At 67.9% G+C, this 15,719-nt stretch carries 25 protein-coding genes; 2 read left to right on the forward strand and 23 right to left on the reverse strand.

All coding sequences use genetic code 11. The features are described 5' to 3' along the window. Positions 1-82: 82 nt before the first annotated feature. From AC1Z4A_RS13620 to rpsJ, 23 genes are all read right to left on the reverse strand, one after another. The gene (locus AC1Z4A_RS13620; protein ID WP_483678717.1) at positions 83-742 is read right to left on the reverse strand and encodes an adenylate kinase; all 660 of its coding nucleotides are present in this window, start codon (positions 740-742) and stop codon (positions 83-85) included. Further along, positions 742-2,055 carry a preprotein translocase subunit SecY gene (gene secY, locus AC1Z4A_RS13625; protein ID WP_483678718.1) on the reverse strand — a complete coding sequence of 438 codons (1,314 nt, stop codon included), beginning with the start codon at positions 2,053-2,055 and terminating at the stop codon, positions 742-744. Before secY ends, AC1Z4A_RS13620 begins: the two co-directional genes overlap by 1 nt. A gap of 224 nt (positions 2,056-2,279) precedes the next feature. Then, positions 2,280-2,735 carry a 50S ribosomal protein L15 gene (gene rplO / locus AC1Z4A_RS13630; RefSeq protein ID WP_483678719.1) on the reverse strand — a complete coding sequence of 152 codons (456 nt, stop codon included), beginning with the start codon at positions 2,733-2,735 and terminating at the stop codon, positions 2,280-2,282. Between the two features lies 1 nt (position 2,736). Further along, entirely contained in the window at positions 2,737-2,919 is a 183-nt protein-coding gene (rpmD, locus tag AC1Z4A_RS13635) for a 50S ribosomal protein L30 (protein ID WP_018558884.1), read from the reverse strand. Further along, a complete protein-coding gene (gene rpsE / locus AC1Z4A_RS13640) occupies positions 2,919-3,521 on the reverse strand; it encodes a 30S ribosomal protein S5 (protein WP_171082774.1) in 603 nt (200 codons plus the stop codon). Before rpsE ends, rpmD begins: the two co-directional genes overlap by 1 nt. Positions 3,522-3,567: 46 nt before the next feature. Further along, positions 3,568-3,951: a 50S ribosomal protein L18 gene (gene rplR / locus AC1Z4A_RS13645; RefSeq protein WP_483678721.1), complete on the reverse strand. Its 384-nt coding sequence runs from the start codon at positions 3,949-3,951 to the stop codon at positions 3,568-3,570. A gap of 3 nt (positions 3,952-3,954) precedes the next feature. After that, positions 3,955-4,494, reverse strand: a complete 540-nt coding sequence (gene rplF / locus AC1Z4A_RS13650) for a 50S ribosomal protein L6 (protein WP_483678722.1) — start codon at positions 4,492-4,494, stop codon at positions 3,955-3,957. Between the two features lie 21 nt (positions 4,495-4,515). Continuing rightward, positions 4,516-4,914, reverse strand: a complete 399-nt coding sequence (rpsH, locus tag AC1Z4A_RS13655) for a 30S ribosomal protein S8 (RefSeq protein ID WP_483678724.1) — start codon at positions 4,912-4,914, stop codon at positions 4,516-4,518. A gap of 209 nt (positions 4,915-5,123) precedes the next feature. Next, positions 5,124-5,309, reverse strand: coding sequence for a type Z 30S ribosomal protein S14 (locus AC1Z4A_RS13660; RefSeq protein ID WP_004946670.1), 186 nt, complete (start codon positions 5,307-5,309; stop codon positions 5,124-5,126). 5 nt (positions 5,310-5,314) lie between these two features. After that, positions 5,315-5,866 (reverse strand): 50S ribosomal protein L5, encoded by a 552-nt coding sequence (gene rplE, locus AC1Z4A_RS13665; RefSeq protein WP_483678725.1) that lies wholly within the window; start codon positions 5,864-5,866, stop codon positions 5,315-5,317. Then, positions 5,866-6,189: a 50S ribosomal protein L24 gene (gene rplX / locus AC1Z4A_RS13670; RefSeq protein ID WP_483678726.1), complete on the reverse strand. Its 324-nt coding sequence runs from the start codon at positions 6,187-6,189 to the stop codon at positions 5,866-5,868. The genes rplE and rplX overlap by 1 nt, the downstream gene beginning before the upstream one ends. Positions 6,190-6,191: 2 nt before the next feature. Next, positions 6,192-6,560 carry a 50S ribosomal protein L14 gene (gene rplN / locus AC1Z4A_RS13675; protein ID WP_099199421.1) on the reverse strand — a complete coding sequence of 123 codons (369 nt, stop codon included), beginning with the start codon at positions 6,558-6,560 and terminating at the stop codon, positions 6,192-6,194. 100 nt (positions 6,561-6,660) lie between these two features. Next, positions 6,661-6,942, reverse strand: a complete 282-nt coding sequence (rpsQ, locus tag AC1Z4A_RS13680; protein ID WP_109281737.1) for a 30S ribosomal protein S17 — start codon at positions 6,940-6,942, stop codon at positions 6,661-6,663. Continuing rightward, positions 6,942-7,166: a 50S ribosomal protein L29 gene (gene rpmC / locus AC1Z4A_RS13685; protein WP_483678727.1), complete on the reverse strand. Its 225-nt coding sequence runs from the start codon at positions 7,164-7,166 to the stop codon at positions 6,942-6,944. Before rpmC ends, rpsQ begins: the two co-directional genes overlap by 1 nt. Continuing rightward, on the reverse strand, positions 7,166-7,585 hold the full coding sequence (gene rplP / locus AC1Z4A_RS13690) for a 50S ribosomal protein L16 (protein ID WP_030368409.1): 420 nt from the start codon (positions 7,583-7,585) through the stop codon (positions 7,166-7,168). The genes rpmC and rplP overlap by 1 nt, the downstream gene beginning before the upstream one ends. A 5-nt stretch (positions 7,586-7,590) precedes the next feature. Then, complete coding sequence (gene rpsC / locus AC1Z4A_RS13695; protein WP_483678728.1) at positions 7,591-8,409, reverse strand: 30S ribosomal protein S3; 819 nt, start codon at positions 8,407-8,409, stop codon at positions 7,591-7,593. Next, positions 8,409-8,756, reverse strand: coding sequence for a 50S ribosomal protein L22 (rplV, locus tag AC1Z4A_RS13700; protein ID WP_030685471.1), 348 nt, complete (start codon positions 8,754-8,756; stop codon positions 8,409-8,411). Before rplV ends, rpsC begins: the two co-directional genes overlap by 1 nt. A 42-nt stretch (positions 8,757-8,798) precedes the next feature. Continuing rightward, positions 8,799-9,080 (reverse strand): 30S ribosomal protein S19, encoded by a 282-nt coding sequence (gene rpsS / locus AC1Z4A_RS13705; protein WP_004950443.1) that lies wholly within the window; start codon positions 9,078-9,080, stop codon positions 8,799-8,801. 12 nt (positions 9,081-9,092) lie between these two features. Then, complete coding sequence (rplB, locus tag AC1Z4A_RS13710) at positions 9,093-9,929, reverse strand: 50S ribosomal protein L2 (protein ID WP_483678729.1); 837 nt, start codon at positions 9,927-9,929, stop codon at positions 9,093-9,095. A 40-nt stretch (positions 9,930-9,969) separates the two neighbouring features. After that, positions 9,970-10,293 (reverse strand): 50S ribosomal protein L23, encoded by a 324-nt coding sequence (rplW, locus tag AC1Z4A_RS13715; protein ID WP_058046827.1) that lies wholly within the window; start codon positions 10,291-10,293, stop codon positions 9,970-9,972. Then, the gene (gene rplD, locus AC1Z4A_RS13720; protein WP_483678731.1) at positions 10,293-10,943 is read right to left on the reverse strand and encodes a 50S ribosomal protein L4; all 651 of its coding nucleotides are present in this window, start codon (positions 10,941-10,943) and stop codon (positions 10,293-10,295) included. The genes rplW and rplD overlap by 1 nt, the downstream gene beginning before the upstream one ends. 8 nt (positions 10,944-10,951) lie before the next feature. Continuing rightward, positions 10,952-11,596 (reverse strand): 50S ribosomal protein L3, encoded by a 645-nt coding sequence (rplC, locus tag AC1Z4A_RS13725; RefSeq protein ID WP_199892305.1) that lies wholly within the window; start codon positions 11,594-11,596, stop codon positions 10,952-10,954. 13 nt (positions 11,597-11,609) lie between these two features. Next, positions 11,610-11,918: a 30S ribosomal protein S10 gene (gene rpsJ, locus AC1Z4A_RS13730; protein ID WP_003948644.1), complete on the reverse strand. Its 309-nt coding sequence runs from the start codon at positions 11,916-11,918 to the stop codon at positions 11,610-11,612. Between the two features lie 619 nt (positions 11,919-12,537). Here rpsJ and AC1Z4A_RS13735 point away from each other — a divergent pair. Together AC1Z4A_RS13735 and AC1Z4A_RS13740 are read left to right on the forward strand one after the other, a co-directional pair. Further along, positions 12,538-14,658: a PIG-L family deacetylase gene (locus tag AC1Z4A_RS13735; RefSeq protein WP_483678741.1), complete on the forward strand. Its 2,121-nt coding sequence runs from the start codon at positions 12,538-12,540 to the stop codon at positions 14,656-14,658. A gap of 46 nt (positions 14,659-14,704) precedes the next feature. Next, a complete protein-coding gene (locus AC1Z4A_RS13740) occupies positions 14,705-15,703 on the forward strand; it encodes an ArsR/SmtB family transcription factor (protein ID WP_483678743.1) in 999 nt (332 codons plus the stop codon). Positions 15,704-15,719 lie beyond the last annotated feature (16 nt).

Below are 15,719 nucleotides of genomic sequence, written 5' to 3' on the forward strand. Positions count from 1 at the left end.
CCTGGCTAGGACGTCGGATATTGCTCGGACAACACTACGGCCGCGACGCCCAGGGGGGCATCGCGGCCGTTTACAGCCTGTGTCAGGACGCGTCGCGGGAGGGCAGGGCCTCCATCGCACGCTGGGTGACCTCGGCGACCTTGCCGAGGGCCGAGATCGTCACCACCAGGCCCTGGGCCTTGTAGTAGTCGATGATCGGCTCGGTCTCGCTGTGGTAGACCTCCAGGCGCTTGCGGACGGTCTCCTCGCTGTCGTCCTCGCGCTGGTACAGCTCGCCGCCGCAGGTGTCGCAGACACCCTCCGCGGCCGGCGGGTTGTAGATCGCGTGGAAGATGTGGCTGCTGTCCTTGCGGCACATCCGGCGGCCGGCGATCCGCTTGACCACCTCGTCCTCCGGGACCTCCAGGTCCAGGACGGCGTCCAGCTTCAGGCCGTCGGCCTCCAGGGACTCGTCCAGCGCCTTGGCCTGGGCGAGGTTGCGGGGGAAGCCGTCCAGCAGGAAGCCATGGGCGGCGTCCTCCTGCTGCATGCGGTCCTTGGCCATCCCGATGGTGACCTCGTCCGGCACGAGCTGGCCGGCGCGCATGTACTCCTGGGCCTTCTGGCCCAGCGGCGTGCCCTGGCTGATGTTCGCCCGGAAGAGGTCGCCCGTGGAGATGTGCGGGATCGCGAGGTTCTTGGCGAGGTACGCGGCCTGCGTACCCTTGCCGGCGCCGGGCGGCCCGACGAGGACGATTCGCATCAGCGGAGGAACCCTTCGTAGTTGCGCTGCTGAAGCTGGCTCTCGATCTGCTTCACAGTCTCAAGACCGACACCCACGATGATCAGGATGCTGGTTCCACCGAACGGGAAGTTCTGGTTTGCGTTGAGTGTGACCAGTGCCACGGTGGGCACCAGGGCGATCAGACCCAGGTAGAGCGAGCCCGGCCACGTGATGCGGTTCAGCACATAGCTCAGGTACTCGGCCGTGGGGCGGCCGGCCCGGATGCCCGGGATGAATCCACCATACTTCTTCATATTGTCGGCAACTTCTTCGGGGTTGAAGGAGATGGCGACATAGAAGAACGCGAAGAAGACGATCAGCAGGAAGTACGTGACGATGTAGACCGGGTGGTCACCCTTGACCAGGTTGGCCTGCACCCAGGTCGCCCACCCCGCCTTGGAGCCGGTGAACTGCACCAGCAGGGCCGGGATGTAGAGCAGCGACGAGGCGAAGATGACCGGGATCACGCCGGCCTGGTTCACCTTGAGCGGGATGTACGTCGACGTACCACCGTAGGAACGGCGACCGATCATGCGCTTCGCGTACTGCACGGGGATCCGGCGCTGGGCCTGCTCCACGAAGACCACGAGCGCGACCATGGCCAGACCGCAGAGGATCACCAGGCTGAACTCCAGCCAGCCGCCCATGAGCTTGCCCTGCAGCTTGATGCCCCAGAGGGCGCTCGGGAAGCCGGCCGCGATGGACGTGAACATCAGGATCGACATGCCGTTGCCGATGCCGCGGTCGGTGATCAGCTCACCGAGCCACATGATGATCGACGTACCCGCGGTCATGGTGACGACCATGGTGATCGTGGTGAAGATCGACTGGTTGGGGACGATCTGGTTTCCGACCGTGCAGCCGCCGAACAGCGCACCGCTGCGAGCGGTGGCCACCAGGCCGGTGCCCTGGAGCACCGCGAGAGCGACGGTCAGATAGCGCGTGTACTGCGTGATCTTGGACTGTCCGGCCTGACCCTCCTTCTTGAGGGCCTCCAGGCGCGGAATGACGACGGTGAGCAGCTGCAGGATGATGCTCGCCGTGATGTACGGCATGATCCCGAGCGCGAAGATCGTGATCTGCAGCAGCGCACCACCGCTGAACATGTTCACGAGGCCGAAAAGGCCCTGCCCACTCTTCGACTGGTCCATGCACGTCTGGACATTGCGGTAGTCGACTCCTGGCACGGGCACATGGGCCCCCAGCCGGAAGAGCACCATGATGCCCAGCGTGAACAGCAGCTTCTTGCGCAGGTCGGGCGTTTTGAACGCCCGGGCGAACGCGGTGAGCACGGTGCCTCCTGCGCCTCCCACGTGGCTGCGTGAGAGGTGACGGTCTTGAGGTTCGACGAATAGGTAGGTGTCAAGCCCGTACGGCCACCGGCCGCGCGGACCGGGGGCAGGAGCCCCCTGGGTATACAACAGTGCACGCCACCTTACCGGCGTACCTGCCCCCCTTGGAACGACCAACCGGGGATGCCCCTGTTGGGACATCCCCGGTTGTCAGATCAACGGACTCAGATGAGTTCGGTGACGGTACCGCCGGCGGCGGTGATCTTCTCCTGGGCGGAGGAGGAGACGGCGTCGACCGTCACCTGCAGCGCCACGGAGATCTCGCCCTGGCCAAGGACCTTGACGAGCTCGTTCTTGCGAACAGCGCCCTTGGCGACCAGGTCGGCCACCGTGACCTCGCCACCCTGCGGGTAGAGCGCGGCCAGCTTGTCCAGGTTCACGACCTGGAACTGCTTGTGGGCGGGGTTCTTGAAGCCCTTCAGCTTCGGGAGGCGCATGTGGAGCGGCATCTGGCCACCCTCGAAGCGCTCCGGAACCTGGTAACGGGCCTTCGTACCCTTGGTACCGCGACCAGCCGTCTTACCCTTCGACGCCTCACCACGACCGACACGGGTCTTGGCGGTCTTGGCGCCCGGGGCGGGACGGAGGTTGTGGACCTTCAGCGGGTTCTGCTCCGCCATGTCAGTCGACCTCCTCGACCGTCACGAGGTGGCGGACGGTGTGCACCATGCCGCGGATCTCGGGGCGGTCCTCCTTGACAACCACGTCGTTCAGGCGCTTGAGCCCGAGCGAACGCAGGGTGTCGCGGTGGTTCTGCTTGCTGCCGATGTAGGACTTGACCTGCGTGACCTTGAGACGAGCCATTACGCGCTCACCCCTGCACGCGCCCGCAGCAGAGCGGCGGGGGCGACGTCCTCGAGCGGCAGACCACGACGGGCGGCGATCTCCTCGGGCCGCTGCAGGCCCTTGAGCGCCTCCACCGTGGCGTGCACGATGTTGATCGGGTTCGACGAACCGAGCGACTTCGACAGGATGTCGTGGATGCCGGCGCACTCGAGCACCGCACGCACCGGGCCACCGGCGATAACACCGGTACCGGGGGTGGCGGGCTTGAGCAGAACGACACCGGCCGCCTTCTCACCCTGGATCGGGTGGGGGATGGTGCCCGCGATGCGGGGGACACGGAAGAAGTTCTTCTTGGCCTCTTCCACGCCCTTGGCGATGGCCGCGGGAACTTCCTTGGCCTTGCCGTAACCGACACCCACGGTGCCCTCGCCGTCACCCACCACGACCAGCGCGGTGAAGCTGAAGCGACGGCCACCCTTGACAACCTTGGCGACGCGGTTGATCGCGACTACGCGCTCAACGTACGCGGTCTTCTCGGCGGCAGCGCCACCGTCACGGCCCTTCCGGTCCCGCCGCTCGCCGCCACCGGCGCCGCCACCGCGGCGCTGGGGTCCAGCCATTGGAATTACCTCTCTCTGTTACGTCCGCTAGCTCCGGAACCGGGGCTTAGAACTTCAGCCCGGCTTCGCGGGCGGCGTCAGCCAGAGCGGCAATGCGCCCGGCGTACTTGTTGCCACCGCGGTCGAACACGACGGCCTCGACACCGGCGGCCTTGGCACGCTCGGCAACCAGGGCGCCGACCTTCTTGGCCTGGGCGCTCTTGTCGCCCTCGCCACCACGGATCGACGCGTCCAGGTGCGACGCCGACGCCAGGGTGTGACCCTTGATGTCGTCGATGACCTGGGCGGTGATGCCACGGTTGGAACGCGTCACGACGAGACGCGGACGCTCCTCCGTACCGGAGATGTTCTTCCGGATACGGATGTGGCGGCGGGCCTTGGCAGCGCGCTTGTACGCGTCGCCCTTGGCGATCTTCACACCGTATGCCATGGCTTACTTACCCGCCTTTCCGACCTTGCGGCGGATGACTTCGCCCTCGTACTTGACACCCTTGGCCTTGTACGGGTCGGGCTTCCGCAGCTTGCGGATGTTCGCGGCGACCTCGCCGACCTTCTGCTTGTCGATGCCCTCGACCGAGAACTTGGTCGGGGTCTCGACCTTGAAGGAGATGCCCTCGGGCGCCTCGATCAGGATCGGGTGGCTGTAGCCGAGGGAGAACTCCAGGTTGGAGCCCTTCGCGGCCACGCGGTAACCGACACCGCTGATCTCGAGCTTCTTCACGTAGCCCTGGGTCACGCCGGTGATCATGTTCGCCACCAGCGTGCGGGAAAGGCCGTGCAGGGCCTTGTTCTGACGCTCGTCGTTCGGGCGGGTGACGACAACGGTGCCGTCCTCAGCCTTCGCGACCTCGATGGGGGCGGCCACGGTGTGGGTCAGGGTGCCCTTGGGACCCTTCACCTCGACCGTACGGCCATCGATGGTGACGTCCACGCCGGCGGGAACCTGGACGGGCTGCTTGCCAATACGCGACATAGCCTTACCTTCCTGTTCCCGTTACCAGACGTAGGCGAGGACTTCCCCACCCACGCCCTTCTTCTGCGCCTGCTGGCCGGTCAGGAGACCGTGGGACGTGGAGATGATCGCCACGCCCAGGCCGCCGAGGACCTTCGGCAGGTTGGTGGACTTTGCGTAGACCCGCAGGCCCGGCTTCGAGATGCGCTTGATGCCGGCGATGGAGCGCTCGCGGTTCGGCCCGAACTTCAGGTCGACGACAAGCTTCTTGCCGACCTCAGCGTCCTCGACCTTCCAGCCGGCGATGTAGCCCTCCTGCTGCAGGATCTCGGCGATGTGCGCCTTGATCTTGCTGTGGGGCATCGCCACGGAGTCGTGGTAAGCCGAGTTCGCGTTCCGCAGACGGGTCAGCATGTCTGCGATCGGATCGGTCATGGTCATGTTTGGCCTTCGGCCTCTCTCGCCGGGGTTTCCTATCTGCGCCATCCCTCTCCCCGAACATCGTCGGGACGGGTGCGGCGCGGGGACCTACGGCGTAGTAAGACGGTCATGGGCGGCGGGCGCCCAACCCTTCAACTCTACGTGAGTGTCGGGTCGGGCCCCACCGTCCTTGATGCTTACCGAGAGCCCTGGTCAACCCAAGTGGGTTGTTACCAGGAGCTCTTGGTCACGCCCGGCAGCTCGCCACGGTGAGCCATCTCACGAAGGCACACGCGGCAGAGGCCGAACTTGCGGTACACGGAGTGCGGGCGGCCGCAGCGGTTGCAGCGGGTGTACGCACGAACCGAGAACTTCGGCTTGCGCGCAGCCTTAGCGATCAGAGACTTCTTCGCCATCTCGGTCACGCCTCCTTGAAGGGGAAGCCGAGGTGACGAAGGAGGGCGCGGCCCTCGTCGTCGTTGGTCGCCGTGGTCACCACGGTGATGTCCATACCCCGGACGCGGTCGATCTTGTCCTGGTCGATCTCGTGGAACATGACCTGCTCCGTGAGACCGAAGGTGTAGTTGCCCCGACCGTCGAACTGCTTCGGGGACAGACCACGGAAGTCGCGGATGCGCGGCAGCGCGAGCGACAGGGTGCGGTCCAGGAACTCCCACATGCGGTCGCCACGGAGGGTGACGTGGGCGCCGATCGGCTGGCCCTCACGCAGCTTGAACTGCGCGATGGACTTGCGAGCCTTGGTGACGGCGGGCTTCTGGCCGGTGATCGTGGTGAGGTCGCGGATGGCGCCCTCGATCAGCTTGGAGTCGCGGGCGGCGTCGCCCACACCCATGTTGACCACGATCTTGGTGAGGCCGGGAACCTGCATGACGTTCTCGTAGGAGAACTCCTCACGCAGCTTGCCCGTGATCTCCTCGCGGTACTTCGTCTTGAGACGCGGAGTGGTAGCCATCAGATGTCCTCACCCGTCCGCTTGGCAACGCGGATCTTGTTGCCGTTCTCGTCGAAGCGGTAACCGACGCGGGTCACAACCTTGTTGCCGTCCTTCTCCACGATCAGCTGAACGTTGCTGACGTGGATGGGGGCCTCGGTCGTCACGATGCCGCCGGTCTTGGAACCACGGGCGGTCTGGCCGGCCTTGGTGTGCTTCTTGACCCGGTTGACACCCTCGACGAGAACACGGTCCTCAGCCGGCATGGCCTGAATGACCTTGCCCTGCTTGCCCTTGTCCTTGCCGGTGATGACCTGAACCAGGTCGCCCTTCTTGATCTTCATGCTTACAGCACCTCCGGCGCGAGCGAGACGATCTTCATGAACTTCTTCTCGCGCAGCTCTCGGCCCACGGGGCCGAAAATACGGGTGCCGCGGGGGTCACCGTCGTTCTTGAGGACGACGGCCGCGTTCTCGTCGAAGCGGATGTACGAGCCGTCCGGACGGCGGCGCTCCTTGACGGTGCGAACGATGACGGCCTTGACGACGTCACCCTTCTTCACGTTGCCGCCGGGGATCGCGTCCTTCACGGTGGCGACGATGACGTCACCGATGCCCGCGTAGCGGCGACCCGAGCCACCGAGAACACGGATGCAAAGGATCTCCTTGGCACCAGTGTTGTCGGCGACGCGAAGTCGCGACTCCTGCTGGATCACGTCTATCTCCTGATCGTCTGCCGGTTCCCGGCGGGGGCCTCATTGCTGAGGCCCCCGCCGAGCCTGGCGGAACTGACCTGAGGGAAAACCCCTCAGGTAATTACTTGGCCTTCTCGAGGATCTCGACGACGCGCCAGCGCTTGGTGGCGGACAGCGGCCGGGTCTCCATCAGGAGGACGCGGTCGCCGACACCGGCAGCGTTCTGCTCGTCGTGCGCCTTGAGCTTGTTGGTACGGCGGATGACCTTGCCGTACAGCGCGTGCTTGACACGGTCCTCGACGGCGACGACGACGGTCTTGTCCATCTTGTCGCTGACGACCAGACCCTCACGGGTCTTGCGGAAGCCGCGCTCGGTCTTCTCAGTCACGTTCTTCTCGCTCATCAGGCGTTCTCCACCGTCTCGATGCCCAGCTCACGCTCGCGCATCAGGGTGTAGATCCGGGCGATGTCCTTACGGACGGACTTGAGCCGACCGTGGTTCTCGAGCTGTCCGGTCGCCGCCTGGAAGCGGAGGTTGAACAGCTCTTCCTTGGCCTCACGGAGCTTCGCGACGAGGTCCTCGTCGTTGAGCTCGCGCAGCTCGGTCGCCTTGATACCAGCGGCCATCACGACTCACCTGCCTCGCGCCGAACAATGCGGCACTTCATCGGAAGCTTGTGGGCGGCGCGGGTCAGCGCCTCCTTAGCAACCTTTTCGTTCGGGAAGGACAGCTCGAACATCACCCGACCGGGCTTGACGTTCGCGATCCACCACTCCGGGGAACCCTTACCGGAACCCATGCGGGTCTCGGCCGGCTTCTTCGTCAGCGGACGGTCCGGGTAGATGTTGATCCACACCTTGCCGCCACGCTTGATGTGACGGGTCATGGCGATACGAGCGGACTCGATCTGCCGGTTCGTCACATAGGCCGGGGTCAGGGCCTGGATGCCGTACTCACCGAAGGCGAGCTCGGTGCCACCCTTGGCCATGCCGTTCCGCTTGGGGTGGTGCTGCTTGCGGTGCTTGACCCTGCGAGGGATCAGCATGTCGGTCAGGCCTCCGTTCCGGTGGTCTCAGCCGGAGCAGCGGTGGCCTCGGCCTTGGGGGCCTCGGCAGCCTGCTGCGGCTTGCGGCCGCGGCCGCCACGCTCGCCACCACGGCCACCACGGGCCGGGCGGTCGCCGGCGCCACGCGACGGGCGGTTGCCCGCACGAGCGGCAGCGTTCTCGGCGCGGACCTCGGCGATGTTCTTGACGTCGCCCTTGTAGATCCAGACCTTCACGCCGATGCGGCCGAAGGTGGTCTTGGCCTCGAAGAAGCCGTAGTCGACGTTCGCGCGGAGCGTGTGCAGGGGCACACGGCCCTCGCGGTAGAACTCCGAGCGGGACATCTCGGCGCCGCCGAGACGGCCACCGCACTGGATCTTGATGCCCTTGGCGCCGGCCTTCATCGTCGACTGCATGCTCTTGCGCATGGCGCGACGGAAGGAGACGCGGGAGGACAGCTGCTCGGCGACGGCCTGGGCCACCAGCTGAGCGTCGACCTCGGGGTTCTTGACCTCGAGGATGTTCAGCTGGACCTGCTTGCCGGTCAGCTTCTCCAGCTCGCCGCGGATGCGGTCGGCCTCGGCGCCGCGGCGGCCGATGACGATGCCCGGACGAGCGGTGTGGATGTCAACGCGGACGCGGTCGCGGGTGCGCTCGATCTCAACCTTCGAGATACCGGCGCGCTCCATGCCCTTCGTCATCATGCGACGAATGGCAACGTCTTCCTTGACGTAGTCCTTGTACAGCTTGTCGGCGTACCAGCGGGACTTGAAGTCCGTGGTGATGCCGAGCCGGAACCCGTGCGGGTTAACCTTCTGGCCCATTACCGGGTTCCTTCCTTGCTGCTGACGACCACGGTGATGTGGCTGGTCCGCTTGCGGATCCGGTAGGCACGGCCCTGGGCGCGCGGACGGAACCGCTTCAGGGTCGGGCCCTCGTCGACGTACGCCTCGCTGATGTACAGCGAGGAGGCGTCCGTGTGGTCGTAGTTGTGCGCGGCGTTGGCAATGGCGCTGTCCAGCACCTTGCCCACCGGCACGCTCGCGGCCTGCGGGGCGAAACGCAGGACCGCCTGAGCCTCCGTGGCGTCCATGCCACGGATGAGGTCCACCACGCGGCGGGCCTTCATGGGCGTGACGCGGATGTACCGCGCCTGGGCCCTGGCTTCCATGGTTGTCCCTTCGGTGTCAGTCATAGTCGTTCACACCCCGCCTTAGCGGCGCTTCGACTTGCGGTCGTCCTTGACGTGGCCGCGGAAGGTGCGGGTCGGCGAGAACTCGCCGAGCTTGTGGCCGACCATCGACTCGGTGACGAACACCGGGACGTGCGTCTTGCCGTTGTGCACCGCGAGCGTGTGGCCGAGCATGGCCGGCACGATCATGGAGCGACGGGACCAGGTCTTGATGACGTTCTTGGTACCAGCTTCGTTCTGAGCGTCCACCTTCTTGATGAGGTGGCCGTCGACGAAGGGTCCCTTCTTGAGACTACGCGGCATCTAAACCCGCTCCTAGCGCTTCTTGTTCGTCTTGCGGCGGCGGACGATGTACTTGTTGCTCGCCTTCTTGGGAGAACGAGTACGACCCTCCTTCTGACCCCAGGGGGAGACCGGGTGGCGACCACCGGAGGTCTTGCCCTCACCACCACCGTGCGGGTGGTCGACCGGGTTCATCGCGACACCGCGGACGGTCGGGCGGACGCCCTTCCAGCGCATACGGCCGGCCTTGCCCCAGTTGATGTTCGACTGCTCGGCGTTGCCGACCTCGCCGACGGTGGCGCGGCAGCGGACGTCGACCAGGCGGATCTCACCGGACGGCATGCGCAGGTGGGCCATGGTGCCCTCCTTCGCCAGCAGCTGCACGGAGGAACCGGCCGAGCGGGCGATCTTCGCACCGCCGCCGGGCCGCAGCTCGATGGCGTGGATGGTCGTACCCACCGGGATGTTGCGGAGCGGCAGGTTGTTGCCCGGCTTGATGTCGGCCCCGGGGCCGTTCTCAACCCGGTCACCCTGGCCGAGGCCGCGGGGAGCGATGATGTAGCGCTTCTCGCCGTCCACGTAGTGGAGCAGCGCGATGCGCGCAGTGCGGTTGGGGTCGTACTCGATGTGAGCGACCTTGGCCGGCACGCCGTCCTTGTCGTGACGACGGAAGTCGATCACACGGTAGGCGCGCTTGTGGCCACCGCCCTGGTGGCGAACGGTCACACGACCGGCGTTGTTACGGCCGCCCTTGCTGTGCAGCGGGCGGACCAGCGACTTCTCCGGCGTGGACCGCGTGATCTCGACAAAGTCGGCGACGCTGGAGCCACGACGGCCCGGAGTCGTCGGCTTGTACTTGCGGATACCCATTTTTCAGTCCTCGTCCGATATCGGACGACTCGGAACTCCGTTAGGAGACCGGGCCGCCGAAGATGTCGATACGGTCGCCCTCGGCGAGGGTCACGATGGCGCGCTTGGTGTTGGCGCGCTTGCCGAAACCGGTCTTGGTGCGCTTGCGCTTACCCTGACGGTTGATCGTGTTGACCCCGGTGACCTTGACCGAGAAGACCGCCTCGACGGCCTGCTTGATCTGGGTCTTGTTGGCGCGCGGGTCGACGATGAACGTGTACTTGTTCTCGTCCAGCAGCGCGTAGCTCTTCTCGGAGACGACCGGCTTGACCAGGAGGTCGCGCGGGTCCGAGAACGTCTTGCTGGTGACGACGGCCTCAGTCATCAGGCCTCGCTCCCTTCGGTCTCAACGGCCTTGGGGCCAGACACGAAGGACTCGAAAGCGGCCTGGGTGAAGACCACGTCGTCGGAGACGAGCACGTCGTACGTGTTCAGCTGGCCCGGCTCCAGGATGTGGACCTGGGGCAGGTTGCGGGCGGACAGCCACGCGGCCTCGTCGGAGCGCTCGACGACCAGGAGCACGTTCTTGCGCTCGGTGATCTTGCCGAACAGGCCCTTGGCGGCCTTGGTGGACACCGCGCCGTCGACCACGCCGGAGACGACGTGGATGCGGCTGTGGCGCGCCCGGTCGGTGAGGGCACCGCGCAGGGCGGCGGCCTTCATCTTCTTGGGGGTGCGCTGCGAGTAGTCGCGCGGCACGGGACCGTGCACGACGCCACCACCGGCGAACTGCGGCGCGCGGGTCGAACCCTGACGGGCGCGACCGGTGCCCTTCTGGCGGTAAGGCTTACGGCCACCGCCGCGGACCTCGCCACGGGTCTTGGTCTTGTGCGTGCCCTGACGGGCAGCGGCCAGCTGCGCGACGACGACCTGGTGGATCAGCGGAACGCTGACCTTGGCGTCGAAGATCTCCGCGGGGAGCTCGACGGTCCCGGCCTTGTCGCCTGCCGGCGAAAGGATGTCAATGGTGCTCATCGGTTACCTCAGGCCCCCTTGGCCGCGGTACGGACCAGGACGAGGCCGCCGTTCGGACCAGGAACCGCGCCCTTGATCAGGAGCAGGCCCTTCTCCGCGTCAACGGCGTGGACGGTCAGGTTCTGGGTGGTGACCCGCTCGTTGCCCATGCGGCCCGCCATGCGGAGGCCCTTGAACACACGGCCCGGGGTGGCACAGCCACCGATGGAACCGGGGGAGCGGTGCTTGCGCTGGGTGCCGTGCCCGGCGCCGAGGCCACGGAAGTTGTGGCGCTTCATGACACCGGCGAAGCCCTTGCCCTTGCTCTTGCCCGTGACGTCAACCTTGACGCCGGACTCGAACACGTCCGCGGTGATCTCCTGGCCGAGGGTGTACTCGGCGGCGTCGGAGGTGCGGATCTCCACCAGGTGGCGGCGGGGGGTCACGTCGGCCTTGGCGAAGTGGCCCTTCAGGGGCTTGTTCACCTTGCGCGGGTCGATCTCGCCGAAGGCGATCTGGACCGACTCGTAGCCGTCGGCGTCGTTGGTGCGGACCTGCGTCACGACGCAGGGGCCGGCCTTGACGACGGTGACCGGGACGACACGGTTGTTCTCGTCCCAGACCTGCGTCATGCCGAGCTTCTCGCCCAGGACGCCCTTGATCTGCTTAGCCATCTCGCGCGTCACCTCAGAGCTTGATCTCGATGTCGACGCCAGCCGGCAGGTCGAGACGCATCAGCGAGTCAACCGTCTTCGGCGTGGGGTCGAGGATGTCGATGAGGCGCTTGTGCGTGCGCATCTCGAAGTGCTCGCGCGAGTCCTTGTACTTGTGCGGCGACTTGATGACGCAGTACACGTTCTTCTCAGTGGGCAGCGGCACCGGGCCCGCGACCGACGCACCAGTGCGGGTCACCGTCTCGACGATCTTCTTCGCCGAGGAGTCGATGACCTCGTGGTCGTAGGCCTTGAGCCGGATGCGGATCTTCTGTCCCGCCATGGCTACTTCGTAGTCCTGTCTCTCGTAACGCTCTGGAACTCGGCCGGCTGCGTCGGTCCGGAAATGCCGAAACGGCCGGAGACGCCGCCCTTCCCCGCTCCACCTCCGACCCACGCGGTCGGGCGTGTCGCGCCCCTTCCAGCAGCTCTCCCAAAAGGAGAATCCCTGGTGAAGGGGGTTGTGGGGGAAAGACACCCACCGAGTGCCTGGCTGGGGCCCCGCTGGCACTTCCCGGAAGATTCCCGTACTTCCGCCTCTACACCTCTCGATGTAAAGCATGAGGCGACGAGTACTGCGGGACTCGCTTCCAGTCCTCCCGGCGGGAGGCGCGCAGCATCGGCACTCAACCGAGCAACCTGAACAGTGTGCCATACGGTCCGGAAGAGGCGCCAATCGAAGCCAAAGACCGTACCCCGGGCGGCTCAGTTGTCAAACCACCCCGCCGACATACAGGACAGTATGGTCACGAAGGGATACGAAGAGAGACCGGCGTCACGCCGTTCACTCCTCAGCGGGCTTTGTCGCGGCTCGGGCAACCCCTGGGAGGCCCCGCTCGTCACCTATCACATCCGGGGCAGCCCGGGGACTGCGCGTGCCAGGACGGGACGGAGTCACATAGGTGAACATCGCACAGCGCCGGAGCGTGTCACGCCGGTCCGTACTCGCCGGTATCGCCGCCGCCACCGCCGCCGGCGCGGCCGGGTGCAGCGGCGGCCCGGGACGGTCGTCCGCGCCCGGCCCGGCGCCGGCCGTGAGTCCCGGCGCCACGCTGTCGTTCAACGCCCCCGGGGACCCCCTGCTGCTCCAGGTGATGGCGCACCCCGACGACGACCTCTACTTCATGAACCCCGACGGCCGCCGCATCGTGCTCTCCGGCGTCCCCGTCGTCTCCGTCTACGTCACCGCCGGCGAGGCCATCGGGCAGAACTGGATCCCGGGCATGCCCGAGGCCGTGCCCGACAAGGCCGCCTACTCCTCCGCCCGCCACCAGGGGCTGCGCCAGGCCTACGCCGAGCTGCTGGGCAAGGACCGGTTCACCGAGTGGCGCAAGTCCGTGCTGGAGCTGCCGGGCGGGGTGAGGGCCGAGACCAACGAGCTGACCAACGGCAGGCTCGGCGCCCGGCTGATCTTCCTCAACATCGCCATGCTCTCGGCCGGCCAGACCCGGCTGCCGCACCTGTGGGAGCGCCCGTACGCGGCGATGCAGAGCATGGTCGCCACCGGCTCCCCCTGCACCTCGGTCACCACCTACCGGCACGAGACGCTCGTCAACACCCTGGTCGCGATCATGGACAAGTACCGGCCGACCGTGGTCCACACCATGGACCCCGACCCCGACTACCAGGTCCACGACGCCACCCACCCCAAGGACAACGACTACGGGGCGTGCTCGGACCACCGCGACCACACCCCCACGGCCCTCTTCACCTGGAAGGCCCTCTCCCAGTGGGTGGCCACCACCCAGCGCGAAGGCCACTCGCCGCCCTTCGTCACCACCGCCTTCCGCGGCTACTACAACCAGCGCTGGCCGCACAATCTCCCCACCGAGATCGTCGACGAGAAGCACCGCCTGGTCGAGGCGTACGGCGGCGCCCCCGACTGGAAGTGCGGCAACCCCTCCGGCTGCGGCGACTACGGACAGGGCGGCGACCGCCCGCTGAAGAACCGCAAGGGCTGGATCCGCTCCACCCACTACCGCCACCCCGGCGCCGCCGTGGTGGCCGAGGCCGACCACACGGGCCGCCTGGAGGCCTACGGCGTGCTCGGCCTGCAGGCCGTGCGCTGGCAGGAGACCGCCGCCGGCAGCGGCCGCTGGGGCGCGCCGCAGAACCTCGGCGGCGGCCCGCTGGCCCCCGTCCTGGCCTCGGTCAAGGACGCCAAGGGCCACCGGCTGCTGTTCGGCCTGCGCTTCTCCGGGCTGCAGGGCCAGGGCCGGGGCGACACCCGCGAGATCGTCGTCCGCGAGCAGCACACCCCGGGCGGCGCCTTCCGGGCCTGGACGAGCCTGGGCAACCCCGAGCACAAGGCGGAGCGCGGCCGCCGCGTGGGCGTGCCCGCCGCCGTGGCCACCTCCGACGGGCGGGTCCACCTCTTCGTCCGCAACGCCGGCAAGGGCCTCTCCGCCCGGGTCCGGGAGCCCGACGGCAGCTGGGGGAAGTGGCAGAGCCTGCACGGGCAGGAGATCCAGGAGGGCCTGACCGTGGCCCTGGACGGGCAGGACCGCGTCCACGTCTTCGCCGCCGGCCGGGACACCCTCCACCACTGGAGCCAGGAGGCCCCCGGCAAGCCGGTCCGCCACATGCCGCTGGACGGCCTGCCCGGCCCCGGCGGCGACGCCGCGGGCGCCGCCCTCGGCCCGGACGGCGCGCTCACCGTCGTCTACCGCGAGCCCGCCGCCGCGGAGCCCGCCGGCTACCGGCTCGCCGCCGGCGGCCCCGGCACCGAGCGGACCGCGGGCGCCGGGCTGCGCGGCTTCGGCGGCTACGGCGCGCTCGCCGCGGCCACCCTGCCCCGGCGCGGCGGCAAGGACGTCCTGGCGGTGCTGGGCCGCGACCTCCAGGGCCGGATACAGCTGACCGACGCCGAGAGCGGCGGCTCCCCCGTGCGCCCGCCCCGCGACTACGTGCCGGTCGGCACGGCCTCGCTGACGGCGGACGCCGACCGGCGGCCCTGCGCGGCGGGCATGGGCCCGGACGCCACCCCGTGGCTCTGGCGCCCGGAGCCCGGCTCCGGGGTCTGACCGGACCCGCACGTTCAAGCCGAGCCACAGGGGGCAGGGCAAGAGAGTGCGCATTCACTTCACCGGCGCCGACTTGGGCCGCATCCGGCTGGCCGCAGAGCCCGACATCCTGTGGGAGACGCTGCTGGCCGCCCACATGGTCCAGACGGGCCAGGCGCCGCTGGTCTTCAGCGAGTGGCGCAACCGGCTCCGGCCGCGGCTCACCGACCCGATGCGCAGGCTGCTGACCCTGGCACCGCCGCGGGGCTACTCGCCCGACTTCCTCACCCCGCCGGAGGCCGCCGACGGGCTGGCGCACGGCCTGGAGACCGTGCTGTCCCTGCCGAAGCAGCGCCTGCGGCTGGAGCTGGAGCAGCTCGCCCCCGGCCGCCGCGACCTGTCGTACGTGCGCACCCTCGCCGAGGGCGGCAGCGGCACCCTGCACGGCCTCGCCGACGGCATCACCGCCTTCCACGACGCCGCCGTGGCCCCGTACCTCGACAAGCTCCGCGAGCACATCGACGCGGACCGGGCGCTGCGCGCCCGCGCCTTCCTGGCCCACGGCGGCGAGCGGCTGCTGGCCACCCTGCACCCGGCGGTGCGCTGGAACCCCCCGGTGCTGGAGGTCGCGGTGCCCGGCAGCGACGACGACCTCCACCTGGAGGGCCGCGGCCTGCGCCTGGTGCCCTCGTTCTTCTGCTGGCGCACCCCCACCGTGCTGCGGGACCGGGACCTGCCGCCGGTGCTGGTGTACCCGATCGTCCACGACCCGGCGTGGCTGCTCGACGTGCACGGCCGCGGCGAGTCGCCCCTGGCCGCTCTGCTGGGCCGCACCCGGGCGGAGGTGCTGGAGGCGACGGCGCGGGGCTGCACGACGAGCGAGCTGGCGCGGCGGGTACGGATCGCGATGGCTACGGCGAGCCATCATGCGTCGGTGCTGCGGGACGCCGGGCTGATCACGACGCATCGGGCGAACGGGCGGGCGTATCACACGCTGAGCGCGCTGGGCCAGGACCTGCTGAACGGCCGAAAAATCAGCCCGTCTGGGGGCACCTCCCAGCGGTAGCTGGGGGAGTTTGAGG

The sequence above is a fragment of the Streptomyces sp. 17_S59 genome (genome assembly GCF_056930295.1).

Excerpts from the sequence above, each read along its gene's own strand:
- AC1Z4A_RS13620 (WP_483678717.1), bottom strand. The coding sequence starts at position 742 with ATGCGAATCGTCCTCGTCGGGCCGCCCGGCGCCGGCAAGGGTACGCAG.
- rplO (WP_483678719.1), bottom strand. The coding sequence starts at position 2,735 with ATGGCGGAGCAGAACCCGCTGAAGGTCCACAACCTCCGTCCCGCCCCG.
- rpmD (WP_018558884.1), bottom strand. The coding sequence starts at position 2,919 with ATGGCTCGTCTCAAGGTCACGCAGGTCAAGTCCTACATCGGCAGCAAG.
- rpsE (WP_171082774.1), bottom strand. The coding sequence starts at position 3,521 with ATGGCTGGACCCCAGCGCCGCGGTGGCGGCGCCGGTGGCGGCGAGCGG.
- rplR (WP_483678721.1), bottom strand. The coding sequence starts at position 3,951 with ATGGCATACGGTGTGAAGATCGCCAAGGGCGACGCGTACAAGCGCGCT.
- rplF (WP_483678722.1), bottom strand. The coding sequence starts at position 4,494 with ATGTCGCGTATTGGCAAGCAGCCCGTCCAGGTTCCCGCCGGCGTGGAC.
- rpsH (WP_483678724.1), bottom strand. The coding sequence starts at position 4,914 with ATGACCATGACCGATCCGATCGCAGACATGCTGACCCGTCTGCGGAAC.
- AC1Z4A_RS13660 (WP_004946670.1), bottom strand. The coding sequence starts at position 5,309 with ATGGCGAAGAAGTCTCTGATCGCTAAGGCTGCGCGCAAGCCGAAGTTC.
- rplE (WP_483678725.1), bottom strand. The coding sequence starts at position 5,866 with ATGGCTACCACTCCGCGTCTCAAGACGAAGTACCGCGAGGAGATCACG.
- rplX (WP_483678726.1), bottom strand. The coding sequence starts at position 6,189 with ATGAAGATCAAGAAGGGCGACCTGGTTCAGGTCATCACCGGCAAGGAC.
- rpsQ (WP_109281737.1), bottom strand. The coding sequence starts at position 6,942 with ATGAGCGAGAAGAACGTGACTGAGAAGACCGAGCGCGGCTTCCGCAAG.
- rpmC (WP_483678727.1), bottom strand. The coding sequence starts at position 7,166 with ATGGCCGCTGGTATCAAGGCGACCGAGCTGCGCGAGCTCAACGACGAG.
- rplP (WP_030368409.1), bottom strand. The coding sequence starts at position 7,585 with ATGCTGATCCCTCGCAGGGTCAAGCACCGCAAGCAGCACCACCCCAAG.
- rpsC (WP_483678728.1), bottom strand. The coding sequence starts at position 8,409 with ATGGGCCAGAAGGTTAACCCGCACGGGTTCCGGCTCGGCATCACCACG.
- rplV (WP_030685471.1), bottom strand. The coding sequence starts at position 8,756 with ATGGAAGCCAGGGCCCAGGCGCGGTACATCCGCGTCACGCCCATGAAG.
- rpsS (WP_004950443.1), bottom strand. The coding sequence starts at position 9,080 with ATGCCGCGTAGTCTCAAGAAGGGACCCTTCGTCGACGGCCACCTCATC.
- rplB (WP_483678729.1), bottom strand. The coding sequence starts at position 9,929 with ATGGGTATCCGCAAGTACAAGCCGACGACTCCGGGCCGTCGTGGCTCC.
- rplW (WP_058046827.1), bottom strand. The coding sequence starts at position 10,293 with ATGACTGAGGCCGTCGTCACCAGCAAGACGTTCTCGGACCCGCGCGAC.
- rplD (WP_483678731.1), bottom strand. The coding sequence starts at position 10,943 with ATGAGCACCATTGACATCCTTTCGCCGGCAGGCGACAAGGCCGGGACC.
- rplC (WP_199892305.1), bottom strand. The coding sequence starts at position 11,596 with ATGGCTAAGCAGATCAAGGGCGTCCTGGGCGAGAAGCTCGGCATGACG.
- rpsJ (WP_003948644.1), bottom strand. The coding sequence starts at position 11,918 with ATGGCGGGACAGAAGATCCGCATCCGGCTCAAGGCCTACGACCACGAG.